Raw genomic sequence first — 16,629 nt, forward strand, 5'->3', positions numbered from 1 at the left:
TAGCGACTTGACTTAAGAACACTCATTTGAGTCATTGTCAAGTACAATTTATACCAAATTAGATGAGCTTACCCTGAATGTAAACCTAATCTTGGCTAGATTAAAGTTGATTATTTCCCCCATTGTCGTATTATTGTGAACATTTAGGTACAATTTGCAGTCTCTAGCTTCGAGAACTGCCTGATCTGCGATCGCGCGGGCGAGTTGAACCCGTATCCCTCAAGCGATTTGGAGGCGGGTCAAGAAATTTGCGATCGGCACTCGCCATTTCCCGCAAGACGTGTTATACTGTAAAAAGTCGAGGGCACGTAGCTCAGTGGATAGAGCATCAGGTTCCGGTCCTGAGGGTCGGGGGTTCAAATCCCTCCGTGCTCACTTAAATTTATTCAATAAGTTACTTTGAGACACTGGGGACAAATTTTTGTCCTCGGTGTCAATTATTGTGATTTAATCGTCAGTGTCAAAAATCGAATCGCCGCTGTAGTCGCAGGTCGCCGACTGATTGCGCCCCTGTTGCTTGGCACGGTACAGTGAACGATCGGCGATCGCAATCAAGTCAGCCGATGATAGTTCCGAAATCGGAATCAAGTTAGCGATACCCATACTAATAGTAACTACATCGCTCACATCAGATGTTTTGTGAGGAATATGTAAAGCTTTAATAGCAGCGTGAATCCGTTGTGCCACCGAACTCGCTCCTTCAAAATCAGTATTAGGCAAAATGATGCCAAATTCTTCTCCGCCGTAACGCGCCACCAAATCCGCTGGACGGTACACCACCTCTTGCACAGTCTGAGCAAGTTTGAACAGACAAGTATCCCCCATTTGATGACCGTAGCAATCATTATAACGTTTGAAATAATCCACATCAAACAACAAAAGAGAAATAGGTTTTTGTTCTCGGTATAGCCGCTGCCATTCATGCTCTAAGCGGTCATTAAAACAGCGGCGATTAGCAATTTGAGTCAACCCATCAATATTTACCACTTGTTCTAAGAGGTGAGTAGCGCGGGCTAGCTCTTCGTTAGAGAGTGCCAGTTGTTGATTAATTTCTCTCATGCGCGCTTGGGCCTGCTGCCTTTCTGCCAATTCCTTCTGCAACTTCTGAAAAATATCCGCTTGCTTAATGGCTATCGCTAACTGATTAGCAATCTGTTTAACAAGGTCAACTTCAAATTCTTCCCATTGCCGAGGAGCAGAACATTGATGAATACATAACAACCCCCACAAGTCTTGTCCATTGAGCAACGGCGCCACTAAATTAGCCCGAACCGGAAATTGTTTCCAAAGAGCGCGGTAACAGTGTTGAAGATCAATATTATTGATATTTTCAACTACCTTCATTCTTCCTTCTTGATATGAATTAGGATATTGTTCACCACCACACTGGTCGTTCAAGAGATTTTTGCTTGCCAATTTACATCCTTCGCCTACGGATTCTGAAACAAACTCACCATATCCAAAATTACTGTCAGGATCGAACTTAAATATGCCGACGCGCTCGGCATCAAGAAACAGGCGAATGTCCTGGGAAGCAATCTCAAAAATTGTAGACAAATCAAGAGATTGACGGATGTGTTGAGTAATTTCTTGAAGTAATATAGCCTTGTCGTACTGTTTCCGCAAAGCTATTTCCGCTTGCTTTTGGGCGAGAATAGCTGCCTCTGCAGCTTTTTTTGCTTTAAGAATTTCACCTTCGTATAGGATACGCTGGCGGATACAGATCAAGATGCAATCGTTGACAAAGTTTCCTCCCTGATTCCGACGCACAGCGTTGAGCAGCATAGGTATATCACTACCCTGCTTCGACCTTAATGAGAAGTAAATTTCCTCTACTTTACCGTCGAGCTTCAACAGGGGGAAGAAATGGGTTTGAAAAAAAATCCGGCTCGCCATTGGCAGAATGGAGTCCATTTTCCGTTCCCGCAGTTCATCGGTTTCGTATCCGAGTAATTGCAGTAATGTGGCGTTGACCATTAGGATCGTACCATCGTCAGCAAACGAGATGAATCCACAGGGTGACGTGTTGAGTAGCTCGTCTATCTGGTAGGTCATGTTTGCCATACAAATCAAGTAGTATGAGGTACACTCAAATACTCCTTAATCATCTCGATCGTTTCTTGTGGATGACTCAGGTGGGGGCAATGTCCCGTAGCTTTCATCAGCCGTAGCGCACTTTTAGGTAGGTGGTGCTGAAGGTAATGCCCTACTTCGGTGGGAGCAATCACGTCATCACCGCATTGCAATATCAGTGAAGGTACTGATACCTTGGGTAAATCACTGCGATTGTCAGAGTAAAAAGTTACCTCGGCAAAGCGACTTGCAATCACCGGATCCGTGGAGCAAAAACTTGTCTCAAGTTCCTCACTTAACTCAGGACGCTCCTGATTCTGCATCACCATTGGCGCCAGAAAACTTGCCCAACCAATGTAATTTTTCTCCATGATATCGAGGAGATCCTCAATATCTGTGCGCTCAAACCCTCCGTAATAATTTGGTAAATCATTGATGTAGCAAGGTGAAGGCCCTAGGAGAATCAGGCGATTAAAGTAATTAGGAGCTTTAATTGAGGACAGAAGGCCGATCATACTGCTGACAGAATGACCGACAAAAATCACATCCGTCAACGCTAATTCTTCACAGATATCGAGGACATCCTGAACATAGCCATGGAGGTCGCTGTACCGTTCATAACTGTAGGCACTAATATCAGACTGTCCCGAACCTACATAATCAAATAGGATAATTTTGTAGTCCTTCTCAAAAGCCGGTGTTACGAAACGCCACATATTTTGATCGCACCCAAATCCATGAGCAAACATCATCGTCTGGGTGCCTTGCCCAAACAGTTTTATATTATTCCGTAAAAAAATTTTTTTAGTCATTTGAGCGACACTAGCATTAAATTAATTATAAGACTTTTGCGTACTTTAATGAAGGAGGATTGCTGATTCCACATAGTGGTAGACAACAATTCAGGATGTCGGATTAATTGAGTGGCAACCTCAGCAATAGTCGGCTGCCTCAACATATAATGCTGCCCAATTTCCTAGGCGCTCGCTTGTAACTATTCTTATTTCGGTGGGGTTTCAATTCCTTCGGCAATTGTGCTCACATTTAAGCCATGTGTGATTACAACTATGGGTTGGGCAATTCCGCGAGCGATCGCTCCCAATGCTGGCTAAATCGCGGACAAGTGAGGGATCAATTTTGAGCGACTTGATCGGAAAATTTTTCAGATTTTTAAAAGCAGCATAGCCAGGCACAAAATAATCGACATAAATCCCAATACCACGCTTTGATAATTTGCTCAAAACATGGTATGTAATGTCAACATTAAGCCTCATTGCCGTTCCCGTAATCTCTAGCTATAAATATTTTGGCTTCGTATCGGTGCGCTCAAGGATGCGATCGCTCTTAGCGATTAAAGTCGGTTGGCTGAGTTGACGTGCCGACAGATTCACCGCGATATTAGGCAGAATTAGTCCTGCTGCTAGCCATTGCTGATACTGCCAGCCGCGTTTGGTCTAAAATCAATTTGCCCCATAGCCCAATCAATCCAGTTTTTTCGGCGATGGGAATACATAGATGGCAATGAATCCAACCTAGTTCAGGAGAATACCCTCCTACTATAACTTTAACACCAGCAAGGCTACCTGTTTGTGAATCGAGCTGAGGTCGATCGTACAGCAAGTATTGCCTTTCCAAGCACAATTCAAGAGATTTGCGATCGCCACGGTATTGGATTTTGCCCAAGGCATGGTGGCTGTGTAAAAAATATAGGTATTCGACCCCATTCCTTAACTTAATATAGAGAAATATCTGGATTTTTGAGCAAGCTATCGAAATCCATTTCATCTTGTGGATCGAGGGAGAGACTAATAGTAGTGATGAGATGTAAGTAATGATGTTTGATAATAAAATAAGTTTTAATATTTTAGTACAATAATTTCCAGTGGTTCCGCTAATATCAGGGTAGTAGAGATCGGCAACACGCAGGACTAAGCTGCTAGGCTAGCAAGATTTTATGGTATGTTCGAGAACTGGATATAGAGAGGATTTTATGATTTTTGAGATGTGACTGAAATATACAATTTAGACGCACAACAACTTACCCCTAGATTTTTACCAAAACCTATTTAGTGGAATTGATATACCATAAGGCGCGGATGCAGAAGGCAATAAAAGCTCCTATTTCAGCAATTAAAAACCTCCAAAACATTGTCGCGGTTGCTATAAATTTTCACAAACTCCTCAAATTAAAAGTAGGTTGGGTTTCCTAGCTCAATCCAACCTACTTTTAACAACGATGAATTACTGCTAACTCTCAAATATCCTCATCGTCTTGACCTTGCACGCCCTGGAGAATCCGCGATAGCTCACTCTTCTCATTAATCGTAATCCGAGTCGGAGAACCGCTGATAATCCGTTCGTAACCACGGAACGAATCTTTAATTTGTGGGCCTCTTTCAGTAATTGTGTACTCCCGGATTCCTTTGTCGTGCCAGGAACCGCGCATCTTAAACACATTAATTGCCCGCGACATTTCTCCTCGAATTTCTACATACTGCAGCATAATAATCGTGTCAGTAATCGTAGAAATATGGGAGTCCGTAATCGAATTAGAACCCATAAACTGGTCGCTTGTATTCGTAAAAAAGCCAGTTATTTCTTCCTGCTTCGCAAAACCTGTCACTCCGATCACAAATTGCCTGAAAGCATTATTGCTAACACCTCTAGCTAAGGCCGACAGCGAGTCTATAGCAATTCGAGAAGGTTTGAACTCCGCAATTTCTGATTTAATAGTCTGCAAGTGGTCTTCCAAACCGGCAGATTCCGGGTAAGTACACAGCAGCTTCAGCATTCCTTTCTGTTCCATTTCCTCAAAATCAATGCCCCAAGAATAAGCATTGCGGAACAACTGAGCCCGCGACTCTTCATAGGCAAACAGCAGCGCCCGATTGCCGTTCATACAAGCATTCTGCAAGAACTTGCTCACTAAGAGCGTTTTGCCGGTTCCCGTTGCACCCGTAGCCAAAATAATCGAGTCTTTGAAGAAGCCGCCGCCGCACATCTCGTCGAGAGTTTTATCGCCCGAAGAAACCCGCACGTTGGAAGACTTTTGAGTTAATCGCATCGCCCCCAATGGGAAAATATTAATTCCGTCATTAGTCATAGTAAAAGGATATTCGCCCTTCATATGAGTTGTACCCCGCAACTTCAAAATTTCGATGGTGCGGCGGCGGCGTTCTCCTTCCAATACGTTGCGAACAATCACCACATTATCCGACACAAACTCTTCCACTCCAAACCGAGCTACCGGGCCGTATTCTTCCACCCGTTCCGTCGTCATAACTGTAGTTGCTCCGACTTGTTTGAGGCGCGCAACTAAGCGAAAAATTTCTCGGCGCACCACCGATGCAGCATCGTACTGCTGAAATACGGCGGTAACAGAATCTATTGAAACCCGCTTGGCTTTGTACTTGCGAATGGCGTACTGAATTCGCTCAATTAAGGCTGATAAATCAAAATTTCCTACGATATCTTGACCTTCTGGATCGGGGGAAGCATCCAAAATAAATAGCTTGCCTTCCTCGATTAACTGTGCCAGATCCCAACCGAAACTGCAAGCATTTTTAATAATATCTGTCGGAGATTCTTCAAAAGTTACGAAAACTCCTGCTTCGTCAAAATGGGTAATTCCATTATAGAGAAATTGTACGGCAAATAAAGTTTTTCCCGTTCCTGATGTGCCGCTGACTAGGGTGGTTCGGCCGAGCGGCATTCCGCCGTGACTGATGTCATCAAAACCCTCAATCATCGTGCGAATTTTTTCAACTCCTGCCGTTACCAATCCTTCTCGTTTAACCGTTTGACTAATTTCATTCATGTCGATTTTTGTCAACTCTCAGTATTCTTTAGTTGTCACTCATTAACCGCCGATCATGAGTCTTTGTACCCAGCTTTTAGTTTTGGCTCTTGCTCAATAACTAATTACTGCTGACTGCTGACTAATGACCCCGCCCAAAAACCGATACCGTGCCACGTACTCCTGTCGTGGAAAGATAAAAATTTTAGACTTGTGTTCAACCTCCCAGATTCATCTGTTGACTAAATCTAAAATCTAAAATCGTTCGACTGAGCACGACTCGACGCTTCGACTGAGCGCTCGCCGAACGTTTCACGCCAACCGAAGTCTTAAATCTAAAATCGACTTACTCTCACCTGATTATCTTATGAATTCAGGTCTTCTTCGCGAAGTTCTTCATAGAGCAAATCTAATCCTATCAGAACTTTCTCACGATCGGACAAATCGCCAATAATTTTTCGCACCGGTGGTGGCAGGATTTTGGCCAGCGTCGGGGTTGCCAATATTTTGTCCTCTTCTGCTAGCTGAGGATTTTTGAGAACATCTATGACTTTCAGCGCGTAGACGCCTTGAAATTCTTGTTCTAGGATGTCCTTTAGGGTTTTCAAAGCTCGCACTGAGTTGGGAGTATTCCCCGCAACGTACAGCTTGAGAACGTAGGTTTTCTTCAGAGGACTCATGAACTTTTTTAAATGTTGAGTATTAGTTGTCAGATGTTAGTTGTAGTTGTTATTTGTCTTAAATCCGCTGTTCTTTGTTATTTTATAATAATTTCCGCCTCTGCCTCGCGCGACCGTTTGTCGGCTCCTTTCTTTTTTGTTAGATTCTACCTTCTACCTTTTCTTTCTTAAATTATGCCGAATCCCTTCTACCTTCTACCTTGAGAGGTCTCTTTCGGAATCGATCGCCGATACATCTCGCACATATGAGCGATCGCGTCAATCAGAGTCAAGCGGTAATCGAGCAATATTTCCTCGCTGCGCCCTTCTATTTTTAGCTGTTTAGCAAACTCGTCCATCAATTCCATGTGAATTTCTACAATTTGAGTCACGGGAACGTCAGCAAAAAAAGCCAAATTCACAAATTCATCTATTTGATTGTTGACCGCAGTATCTTGAGAAAAATAATTCAAAACGATGTCGCGATAACTTGACTTGAGTTGCTCCAAAAACTTTTGTTTCTCTGGTCCCGACAGATTTCTCAAAAAAATCTGGGAATTTCTTTTATAATACACACCTAAGTATCCTAATCGCTCCCGTAATTTTTCCGCCAGCCGTCGCTGCTGTCGGCTGAGCAAACTTTGAGCCGTCAATTGGGCTGTCGCATCGACCGTTACGGATTGGTAATTGACAGGAACCGGAGTTGAAAGCTTCAGAAATTGTGCGATTGCCCGATCGATACCGGCAGCTATTTCGCTCGATCGAGCGATTGCCAGTTGCACCTCAGCAGGGTGATAAAAAAAAGCACAGCTTTCGTCTTGACTCTTGTTGGGGGTACTGGCTGCGGCCTCAAAACCCTCTGAATATGGTGCTTCGGGCCTGCAATCTTGCGGGTGAGGCGAAAAAATCACAGCAGGCAAAAAGATCGATCGTTCTTGCAGCTTGCCTAGAAGCGATCGCAGATCCCCATCCACCTCCAAAACCAAACAATCAAGGTGATAATTGTGCTTAAGGAACCCCAAAAGCTCCACTGCCGACTTAATGTGCGTTAAAGCATAGCGTTCGCCTCTCAAAAGCTCGATCGCAGAGGCTGCGATTTCCTCAGAGCGGACAAAAATACCGATAGACAGTTGAGGAAGCAAAGCTGTAGGTGCACCACCTAAGTTGCCTGAAAGTGCTGGCTCGCTCAGAGTTGATATCTCCTTTATAAAAAACTTAACATTTTAACAATCATCTCAATATTTATTTTAACCAATCTTAACCGCAAAATAAGTGATGCGCTTCTACCAAAGGAAGAATCAAAGTGTACTCTGTGGTTTTTGTGTCAAGCACCCTGAGCGTGATTTCTGCAATTAAGCTTAAGCCTTAAAATAATTGCTAGTCGCCTCAAATCAGGCGTAGGCATCGAACTCCCCGGTCTCGGTGCAGATATCAAGCCTGATAGCGAACTGATATAAAACAAATAAGATACAGAAATTCGCAGCTACATTGAGCATCAAAAATATTACTGCTCTCGCGAGCAGACTCTCAGGTTTGTTATGCCACTCACCACCCCCAGTCTCAAAAATTTTATCGAGCCAGTGCCGTTGTGCCACCAAACGGCTGCGCTAGAATCGCTGCAGTCAATTTTCAGCTCCTGCAACTGCGATCGAGTCGCAGTAGTCAACGAACAGCTACAGCCGCTGGGATTAGTGTACCTCCGCAGCCTTTGGGCTTGGGGAGCCGATCGCACAAACGACGGGCAGCAACCTTTGTCAGAAAGCCCGATCGCGATCGAACCAGTCATGGCATTACCCGCCGCTATGAGCGTCAGGGAATTCTGGCAGTACCTGCAAACAGAGGAACAAAACACCCCAGCCGGGCCAAACCGCCAAACCGTCGGCATTTCCTCAAACACTCCGATCGCCCTCACAGATGCCAGCGGTCAATTTTTAGGAATGCTAGACAGCCTGAGCCTGCTGCAATTCGCCGCACTCAACAGCAGCTCGCTCTGCAGCCTCACAGAGCCGGCAACAGCCGTCAAAGAAATCGAATTAAAAAAACCAATTTCCGAAGCAATCGCCACGGTCCTAGACGCTCAAGTGCGCTTTCTAGAAGCAGGATTGAAACCTTCGGAAAACCTGAACTCCCTAGTCGAACTACTGGAAAAACTGCCCCTGCCCCTAAGATTGCAAACCCCCACCGCACAAATAGTCAGCCAAAACGCAGCGTGGCGGATTTTGCTGGGAGCAGGCCCAGAACCAGTTCCAGAACCAGCAGCAAATTTGGGTAAACACTCGCCCCGCAAACCAAGCCATTTAACAAGCGAATACAAGAGCGTGGAGTTAGAGGGCATCACCAAAGAATGCAGGAGCCTAGTAGGAGCAAGTAGATCGAGCGAGCGCGATTCAACAGCAGCCACCAGTTGCCCGCTGCCCCTGTACGCTGCCGCCTCCCCCTCAACATTAACCGCTCCAGCTTGGTGCCCCACCGCCGGCAAACCAGACACCTACATTTGCGAGTGCCCCGTACAAAAAGGTCAAGAACGGATCTGGCAATTTGTCAAACAGCCGCTCTCAGACAAGCTAATTTTAGTAATGGGCCAAGATGTTACCGAAGAACATTTAGTCGCCAAAGAACTAGCAGCGAAAAACGCAGATTTAATTCACCTCAACCGACTAAAAGACGAATTTTTATCCTGCATCAGCCACGAACTAAAAACCCCGCTCACCGCCGTGCTAGGTTTGTCAAGCCTCCTCAAAGATAAATTGATCGGAGAACTAAACGACCGCCAAACACGCTACGCCAAACTAATCCATAAAAGCGGGCGGCATTTGATGACAATAGTTAACGATATATTAGACTTGACCCGGATGGAAACCGGGCAGCTAGAACTAATTCCCGAACCAGTCGAAATAGCATCAACCTGCCAAAGAGCCTTTGAACAAGCAAAACAACTGCAACAGCAAGAAGAAAAAAACCCTCCCGCCCCGAGCAAAACTGACGGTACAGCAAACGCAGAACCATCCGCCCAAATAGAGTTTACACTCGAAATAGAACCGGGACTGAGCCACTTAATTGCTGACGAACTGCGGCTGCGGCAAATGTTGGTTAATCTCCTTTCCAATGCCCTAAAATTCACCGAGATCGGCGGCAAAATCGGATTGAAAGTAAATGTTTGGGAAGGCTGGATCGCATTCACAGTTTCGGACACGGGCATCGGCATCCCCGCCGAGAAACAGCACCTAATCTTTCAGAAATTCCAACAGCTAGAAAGCCCCCTCACCAGGCGCTTTCAAGGAACCGGACTGGGACTGGTACTGACTCAACGCCTAGCTCGGCTCCACGGCGGGGACGTTTCGTTTATTTCCTCAGAAAACCAAGGCTCTCAATTTACCCTGTTGCTGCCACCAAATCCTCCGGGAAATAGCAGCGAAGAAGTCCCGGTACCTGGAGCTGCCGAGGCAGAATTATTAAAACCCCAATATCCGACTCCGATCGCCAATTCTCGCTCTCGTTTAGTATTAATAGTCGAAGCAGTTCCCAAATATATCGAAGATTTAACCAACGTCATCTCAGGTTTGGGCTACCAAGTAATAGTCGCCCGTTCGGGCACCGAAGCGCTGGAAAAAGCTCGCAGGTTCAGTCCAGAAGCGATTTTCCTCAACCCGCTGCTGCCGCTGCTGTCGGGTTGGGACGTGCTGACCCTGCTCAAGAGTGACCCGGATACCCGATCGATTCCGGCGATCGTCACGGCCACCAGAGGCGAAAAAGAACGGGCCAGTGTCAACAGAGCCGAAGGCTTTTTGAGCTTGCCGGTGGAAGAACCCGCTTTGCGGCGGCTGCTGGCAGACTTGATCGGTCACAGTAATGCTAGTAGCCCCAAAGTAAGGAGTTCTTTAACTGTGTTGTGGCTCAGCCCGCAAAACGGTTCCTCTCAAGGTTCCGCTTTACTGCTCAACCCCAACTACTGTCGGGTTTTAGAAGCAGACGACCTCGGCCAAGCAGAACTCGTGGCCAGAATTTGGCGGCCCGACGCGATCGTCTTGGACGGTACAAGTGCACTGCAAAACCCCTTAGCTTTTATCGAACAGTTAAGTCGGTCTCGAAATTTGGGTTCTCTCCCCTTGGTGACTTTAGACCCCCCAACTACGCAACTGGCAAATCAAGTCAAAGGATTGTCGGTATTTCCCTGTTTAGCCACTAGGAGTCCCGACGACAGTGAAACTTCACCAACCGGGTTAATGCCAAGTGCTTTGTGGCAAGTGATTCAAGTTGCTGCGGGCATGAGTTGGAAGCCCAGCATTTTATTTGCCGACATTTCGACTTTACCGGATTTGCACCGAACTTCTGGGGGAAACCCGACGGAAGAATTGGAACATTGCGATCGATCGACAAATGCCGAGATTCCCCTCCCCAATTCCCAGTTTTCTACTCCTAACTTTCAAGCTTTGATTCAGTACATCCACACAGCAGGATTTCGAGGGTCGATCGCTTCCTGCTGGACAGAAGTTTTGCAGCAGTTGCAATATCAAAGCGTTGACTTAGTTTTGCTGTGTTTGCGAGATGCCCCCTCAGAATCCCCCGCTATGTTGCAGGCGCTATCGAACCTGCGCCAAATGGCAGTAAAACTGCCGATTTTAGTCTGGGATTATCGATATGCTGTAAATTCGGAATCCGAGGCGATCGACTTTCTACTGCAAGAAGTATCTGCTAAAATTTTGCCTTCTTCCTTATCAGCAGCACAATTGTTAGACAAAATTCAACAGAGTTTATTAACGCATTCAAGTTCCTGAAAATAAACAATTTACCAGGTTTGTAGAGAGGAATAAACTCGCTTATTAACCATAAAAAAATCAAGTATTATTATGAGAGAAAACAGAATTGGGTAACTCTTTAACTGTCAACCGCGAAGCGTTATTTGTTAACTCAATCAAGTTTATAATAACTCATAATTTTGCTTGTTTGTAGTGAGGCGATCGGTGCTCTATAAAACAGTGAATAAAAACGACTACCCTGAGTGTAAATATAATTTGAAAAGTATTTAAATGAAAACCCAGAAGTGTGGCGAGTCAAGAAGCAATATCAAAACTCAAAAATATGAGTTATTATAGGCGATCGAGAAACCCTTATATTTTTTTCTGGGGCTGTACAGTGCCTAATCGCATTCCTTTAATATCTCTGCTACTCGCACTCGGTTTGTGGACAATGCCCGAGCCTGCTGTCGCACAGGCACTCCTGCCTTACACCCTGCAAATCGACTCGGCCCAACTTGAACAAACAGCCTTGAGCCTTGCAGAAGAAGCCGTCCAGCTAGCCAGGCTGCAGCAGTACCAACTCGCCGTACCTAGAGCCGAACTCGCCACACAGTTAGCCCCCAAAAATGCTCAAACTTGGACTTTGTTAGGCAGCTTGTACCTTCAAGTCGAGCAGCTTGACAAAGGCATTGAAGCTTTGGGGCAAGCTCAATCTCTGTCACCAGAAAATCCATCAATTAAATTTGTCTTGGGAGAAGCTCACTTTCGGAAAGCGAACTACGAGAAAGCAGTCGAATATTTGCAAGCAGGGTTAAAGTTAAAACCAGACACTCCAGGTGCATTATTTGATTTAGGCAATGCTTTTTACAAGCTGAAGCGGTTCGATCAGGCGATCGCCCAATATGAAAAAGCCTTTGCTTTAGAAAAAAACCTGTGGCCGGCTATTAACAATATCGGATTAGTCAAATACGAAATGGGAGATGTTGATAGCGCCATCAAACGCTGGGAACAGGCGATCGCGATCGACAACAAAGCAGCCGAATCAATGCTAGCTCTAGCAGTAGCATTGTACACAAAAGGTGACAAAGAAAAAGGCTTAGCGATGGGAGAAGCAGCTTTGAAACTAGACAAACGCTATGCTACCGTAGAATATCTCAAAGAAAACCTCTGGGGCGATCGTTTAATCGCAGATACCCAAAAGTTGCTAGCCACTCCTGAAATGAAAGCAGCACTGGCTAAAATTCAAGACGCCCCACCCCCTCCAATGTAGTCGCCCGCTCCCAAATCCGGGTTTAATATCATCACGAACCCTCCGTCATTGCGAGGAAGGAAGCAATCGCTTAGTCTCTGCAATTGCTTCCTTCCTCGCAATGACAAATAATACAAAAAAAAGGGGTAGTAAACCCGGATTTGGTATAAGTCGCGATCAACTTACTTCAACTGCCCCCAGTGTTTTGAGCGTCGCAATAGTCGCCTCAGTTAAACCTTTAACACCTGTCATTTTCATGCCTTCATAAGGTTTGGGAATTGGTAAGGTTTTGATGCACTTAGCCGTCACTGCATCCCAAAGCTTAATCGTCTCATCTTGGCTACTACTAGCAAGGGTCTGACCATCTGGACTAAAAGCAACTGACCATACCCAATGGTTATGTCCTTCGAGAACTTGCAAACATCTACCCGTGCTAACATCCCAAACTCGTATAGTTTGGTCATGACCGCCACTCGCCAAGTATGTACTATCAGGACTGAAAATTATAGATGACACAATACCCCCATGTCCCTCCAGACTGGTCAGACATTCTCCGGTATTGATATCCCAAAAGTTGATGCTACCGTCAGTGTTGCTGCTTGCGAGGATATTACCGTCAGGATTAAAGGCAACACACCAAACCCAACTGCTATTTCCCATCAAAGTTCTTAAGACTTTCCCTGTACTGATATCCCATAACTTCACCGTATTATCGGTACTCGCAGAAGCCAGGATATTACCTGAAGGACTAAAAGTAACTCCCATCACCCAACTCTGATGCTCAGTAAAACTATAAAGACATTGCCCTGTGCTAATATCCCATAGTTTGATAGTCCGATCGGCACTGAAACTTGCCAATATCTTACCGTCGGGACTGATGGTGGCTCCCCAAACCCAAGCAGAATGACCCTCTAAGCTTTTTAGGCATTCTCCTGTCATAGCATCCCATAACCTAACAGTAGTGTCAGAGAATCCACTCGCCAACAAGTCCCCATTCGGACTAAAGGCAATCGATTTCAATCGATTAGTATGTCCATCCTCTATGCTTTTAATACATTTCCCCGTTTTGATATTCCATAATCTCACGGCGCGATCGCTACTAGCTAAAGTTTGGCCATCGGGCGAGAAAACTACCGAATTTACTGGATTGCTTTGCCCCAATACTGTTTTCAGACAATGACCTGTTTTAACATCCCACAGTCTCACCGTACAGTCTTCACCAGTGCTAGCTAAAGTTTTGCCATCAGGATTAAACGCGACGGCTGAAACCCGACTGGTGTGTTTTTGCAGCGTTTTTAGACACTTACCCGATATTACCTCCCACAATCTCACCGTGCTGTCTTCGCTGCAACTTGCTAAAATCTGACCGTCAGGACTAAAGGCAACAGACACTACTATTTGTGAGTGTCCAGAGCAAATCCTCAAGACTTCACCCGTGTTAATATCCCACAGGGCGATCGAAGCATCAGCACCGCCACAGGCTACAGTTTTACCATCCAGACTAAAAGTAACCGATCGAATTTGACGACTGTCACTCTGAAACATTTTCAGGCATTGTCCCGTAGCAATATCCCAAAGTTTAAGTATTCCGTCATCACCGCCACTAACTAAAATATTACCTTGAGGACTAAATGCGATCGACCAAGCCTGACTTTTGTGTGCTTGCAAAGTTAGCAAGCATCGTCCATGACTCCAATCCCAGAAACGCACATTTCCATCACCGATGCTACTAGCAAGCATCTTGCCATCAGGACTAAAAGCCACTCCCAGCACAGGGCTAGTATTTCCCTGCAATATTTGACGGATAGACCAACTGCTAACATCCCAGCAACGAATCGTCCCGTTACTACCGCCAGTAGCAAGAGTTTTCCCATCCGGACTAAAAGCGACTGATAACACGATGCTGCCGTATTCTTTGCTAGTTCTCAGCAGTCTAACTTCTGGCATTTGCCACAAGTGAATCTCACCATTTGTATCGCCCATTGCTAAAAGTTGTCCATCCGGGCTAAAAGCGATTGACAAACCGCTTCCCAGAACTTCAGTGAAAACGGAATTAGCTAAATTAGCCCCAGCAAAGTTTACCTGATGCAAATTCGTATCGGGTAAATAAGCTTGCCAAACGGTCAAATTAGAAAAATCCCAACCGCTTAAATCTGGCTGCATCTGACGCAATAAATTTATAATATTACCCGCAGCATAGCCAGTTTCTATGGTTGGTTTACCGCGCAGCGATGCTAGAATTGGTTTGAGTTTGCTCTCGAGAAGTTGCTGGCGTTCAAAAGTAAAAAGCAGTCGTTCGGCAATAGGTTTAAGGATAAGACGAGCTTGCGTATCTCTAAGGTATTCTTTAGCTGTAGCTTTGAGAAGAGCATGGTTTCTGAGAAGGTCAATTTCGCTGCTGGTTATCTCAGTGCAGACTTTTTCGATTAATCGTTCCGTCATGTATTCCATGACGACGGGCTGTTGAGTGTAGCCGTCTGAGGTTTTTTCGATGAGAGAACGTCTAACGAGAGAACCTAAAACCTCTAGTAATTCTTTGACAGTTAATTTTGAAACTAAATCTTGTTGTAATTCTGTCAGCGAGACTAGCTCGCGCTCGATCGCCAGCCAGTACATCACCTTTTTTTCTAGATATGATAAACGATTGAATTGTCGGTCTAATAAGTTCCGAATATCATCAAATACTAAAGTTCCTTGATTTAAGAGTTCTAAAAATCTGGTCAGGCTACTATCAAAAAAATCATGGATGGCTGGAGCAACCATTTTTAAGGCTAACGGATTTCCAGCATAGTGGGATATCAACATATCCCATTCGCAGTCTGATCCTTGAAAAAAAGCAATACCTTGGACAATTTCCTGTGCTGCTGGGGTTGTTAAACCTGTCAGTTGTAATGAACGAACTGGCAAATTTTTACCTTCTTTAGCGGCTAAACCGATTGGTTTTTCTCGACTGGTTAATAGCAGGATACTTTTATGGTTGATTTCGGCTACGCATCGCAGAAGTTTATCGTAGCCTTCATATCCCTGTCGATAACAACCCGTGCGTTCTTCTTCCTGTAGAATTGACTCGAAGTTATCCAATATTAAAAGACACCGATGCTGTCGCAGATAGTGCATCAGGCGCGAGATTCCAGCATCCACAGTTTCCGGTAAATTTGTTTCCTGTTGGTTCGAGAGAAATTGAATCAGTTCTGCCAACAAGTCGAGGAGCGATGGAGCATTGCAGAGACTGTGCCAGATAATATAATCAAATTGCTCTTGGACGCGTTCTGCTACCTTGATAGAGAGAGAGGTTTTACCAATGCCACCCATCCCCAACAGTGTCACTAGGCGGCAGCGATCACCGATCAGCCACTGTTCTAATAAAGCTAATTCCTGTGTACGTCCGTAGAAAATAGAAACATCTATTGCTTCTCCCCAATTAATACTTTTGTTGAGTTTGGTTACATGAGTTGCAACTCGATCGGCGATCGCACCACTCCAATGGATTTGTTTATTTATATTGTGACTAATTTGGCTATTTGGTAGTGCGACAGTTACTTGTGCCTGTTGCGCTTTCCGTCGCATAACTGACTGAACATTACTCTTTGTGACTTTTTCTCCGAATAGCCGACTGAGAACTTGCCATAACTGAAAGCCAACAAACTTAATGTATTCGGCATCATAACCCGCGCTTTTGGCAATCTGTGGATAAGAGTGTCCTTCCCAAGTCTGCCGCAATACCAGTATGTGAATATCGTTGAGATGCTCTTGTTTGAGAACTGAGTCGAGGAAAAGCAGTGCTTCTTCAATAGTCATTTATCTAAAATTATCCGGTTTGTTAGCGCAAGGGTCGTGGTTCCTGTCCCCAATTGCACGCGTTTAGACCATTATACTTAAAAACTCGGTAGAGTTTGGAGCCACGATATAACTATTTATAACTTTTACTCACAGACACGATCGGCGCATCAGTGTTATTACTGAATCGAGGAAAATTTAACCAGTGAATTGCAATATTAAGAGTAATAGCTATCAAAAGTGTGCATATCTAATGCAGTTTCATTGTCAGGTAGTAATGGGCATTGCAAGAGCTGCTTAATTTTATTGCAATGCTTATTAAAAAATTACTTCTTGAAA

10 protein-coding genes and 1 tRNA gene are annotated in these 16,629 nt (G+C 44.8%); 3 read left to right on the top strand and 8 right to left on the bottom strand.

Annotated elements, in window-relative coordinates; translation table 11 throughout:
- The first annotated feature begins 302 nt into the window (after window positions 1–302).
- Window positions 303–375 (top strand) — tRNA-Arg (locus QUA45_RS19040).
- Between the two features lie 72 nt (window positions 376–447).
- On the opposite strand, the gene QUA45_RS19045 is transcribed toward QUA45_RS19040, so the two are convergent.
- From QUA45_RS19045 to QUA45_RS19070, 7 genes are all read right to left on the bottom strand, one after another.
- Window positions 448–2,064 carry a diguanylate cyclase domain-containing protein gene (locus tag QUA45_RS19045; protein WP_333221849.1) on the bottom strand — a complete coding sequence of 539 codons (1,617 nt, stop codon included), beginning with the start codon at window positions 2,062–2,064 and terminating at the stop codon, window positions 448–450.
- Window positions 2,065–2,069: 5 nt separating this feature from the next.
- Window positions 2,070–2,885 (bottom strand): alpha/beta hydrolase, encoded by an 816-nt coding sequence (locus QUA45_RS19050; protein WP_333221850.1) that lies wholly within the window; start codon window positions 2,883–2,885, stop codon window positions 2,070–2,072.
- A gap of 204 nt (window positions 2,886–3,089) precedes the next feature.
- Window positions 3,090–3,362, bottom strand: coding sequence for an EAL domain-containing protein (locus QUA45_RS29215; RefSeq protein WP_445305334.1), 273 nt, complete (start codon window positions 3,360–3,362; stop codon window positions 3,090–3,092).
- Between the two features lie 267 nt (window positions 3,363–3,629).
- Window positions 3,630–3,797, bottom strand: coding sequence for a hypothetical protein (locus QUA45_RS19055; protein ID WP_333221851.1), 168 nt, complete (start codon window positions 3,795–3,797; stop codon window positions 3,630–3,632).
- A 530-nt stretch (window positions 3,798–4,327) separates the two neighbouring features.
- Window positions 4,328–5,890: a circadian clock protein KaiC gene (gene kaiC, locus QUA45_RS19060; protein ID WP_333068315.1), complete on the bottom strand. Its 1,563-nt coding sequence runs from the start codon at window positions 5,888–5,890 to the stop codon at window positions 4,328–4,330.
- Between the two features lie 344 nt (window positions 5,891–6,234).
- Complete coding sequence (gene kaiB, locus QUA45_RS19065; RefSeq protein WP_006632119.1) at window positions 6,235–6,549, bottom strand: circadian clock protein KaiB; 315 nt, start codon at window positions 6,547–6,549, stop codon at window positions 6,235–6,237.
- 188 nt (window positions 6,550–6,737) lie between these two features.
- Window positions 6,738–7,670 carry a circadian clock protein KaiA gene (locus tag QUA45_RS19070; protein ID WP_333221852.1) on the bottom strand — a complete coding sequence of 311 codons (933 nt, stop codon included), beginning with the start codon at window positions 7,668–7,670 and terminating at the stop codon, window positions 6,738–6,740.
- 396 nt (window positions 7,671–8,066) lie between these two features.
- Between QUA45_RS19070 and QUA45_RS19075 the strand changes: the two genes are divergently transcribed.
- On the top strand, window positions 8,067–11,303 hold the full coding sequence (locus QUA45_RS19075; RefSeq protein ID WP_333221853.1) for an ATP-binding protein: 3,237 nt from the start codon (window positions 8,067–8,069) through the stop codon (window positions 11,301–11,303).
- Between the two features lie 358 nt (window positions 11,304–11,661).
- Window positions 11,662–12,534: a tetratricopeptide repeat protein gene (locus QUA45_RS19080; RefSeq protein ID WP_445304936.1), complete on the top strand. Its 873-nt coding sequence runs from the start codon at window positions 11,662–11,664 to the stop codon at window positions 12,532–12,534.
- A gap of 156 nt (window positions 12,535–12,690) precedes the next feature.
- Here QUA45_RS19080 and QUA45_RS19085 read toward each other — a convergent pair whose 3' ends face one another.
- A complete protein-coding gene (locus tag QUA45_RS19085) occupies window positions 12,691–16,311 on the bottom strand; it encodes a WD40 domain-containing protein (RefSeq protein ID WP_333221854.1) in 3,621 nt (1,206 codons plus the stop codon).
- Between the last annotated feature and the right edge of the window lie 318 nt (window positions 16,312–16,629).

This window comes from Microcoleus sp. Pol12A5, assembly GCF_036701435.1.
Taxonomy (GTDB): domain Bacteria; phylum Cyanobacteriota; class Cyanobacteriia; order Cyanobacteriales; family Microcoleaceae; genus Microcoleus.

What these genes read in the sequence shown, in the direction of transcription:
- QUA45_RS19085 (WP_333221854.1), bottom strand. Translation starts at nt 16,311, where the DNA reads ATGACTATTGAAGAAGCACTGCTTTTCCTCGACTCAGTTCTCAAACAA.
- QUA45_RS19045 (WP_333221849.1), bottom strand. Translation starts at nt 2,064, where the DNA reads ATGGCAAACATGACCTACCAGATAGACGAGCTACTCAACACGTCACCC.
- QUA45_RS19050 (WP_333221850.1), bottom strand. Translation starts at nt 2,885, where the DNA reads ATGACTAAAAAAATTTTTTTACGGAATAATATAAAACTGTTTGGGCAA.
- kaiB (WP_006632119.1), bottom strand. Translation starts at nt 6,549, where the DNA reads ATGAGTCCTCTGAAGAAAACCTACGTTCTCAAGCTGTACGTTGCGGGG.
- QUA45_RS19075 (WP_333221853.1), top strand. Translation starts at nt 8,067, where the DNA reads ATGCCACTCACCACCCCCAGTCTCAAAAATTTTATCGAGCCAGTGCCG.
- kaiC (WP_333068315.1), bottom strand. Translation starts at nt 5,890, where the DNA reads ATGAATGAAATTAGTCAAACGGTTAAACGAGAAGGATTGGTAACGGCA.
- QUA45_RS19055 (WP_333221851.1), bottom strand. Translation starts at nt 3,797, where the DNA reads ATGGGGTCGAATACCTATATTTTTTACACAGCCACCATGCCTTGGGCA.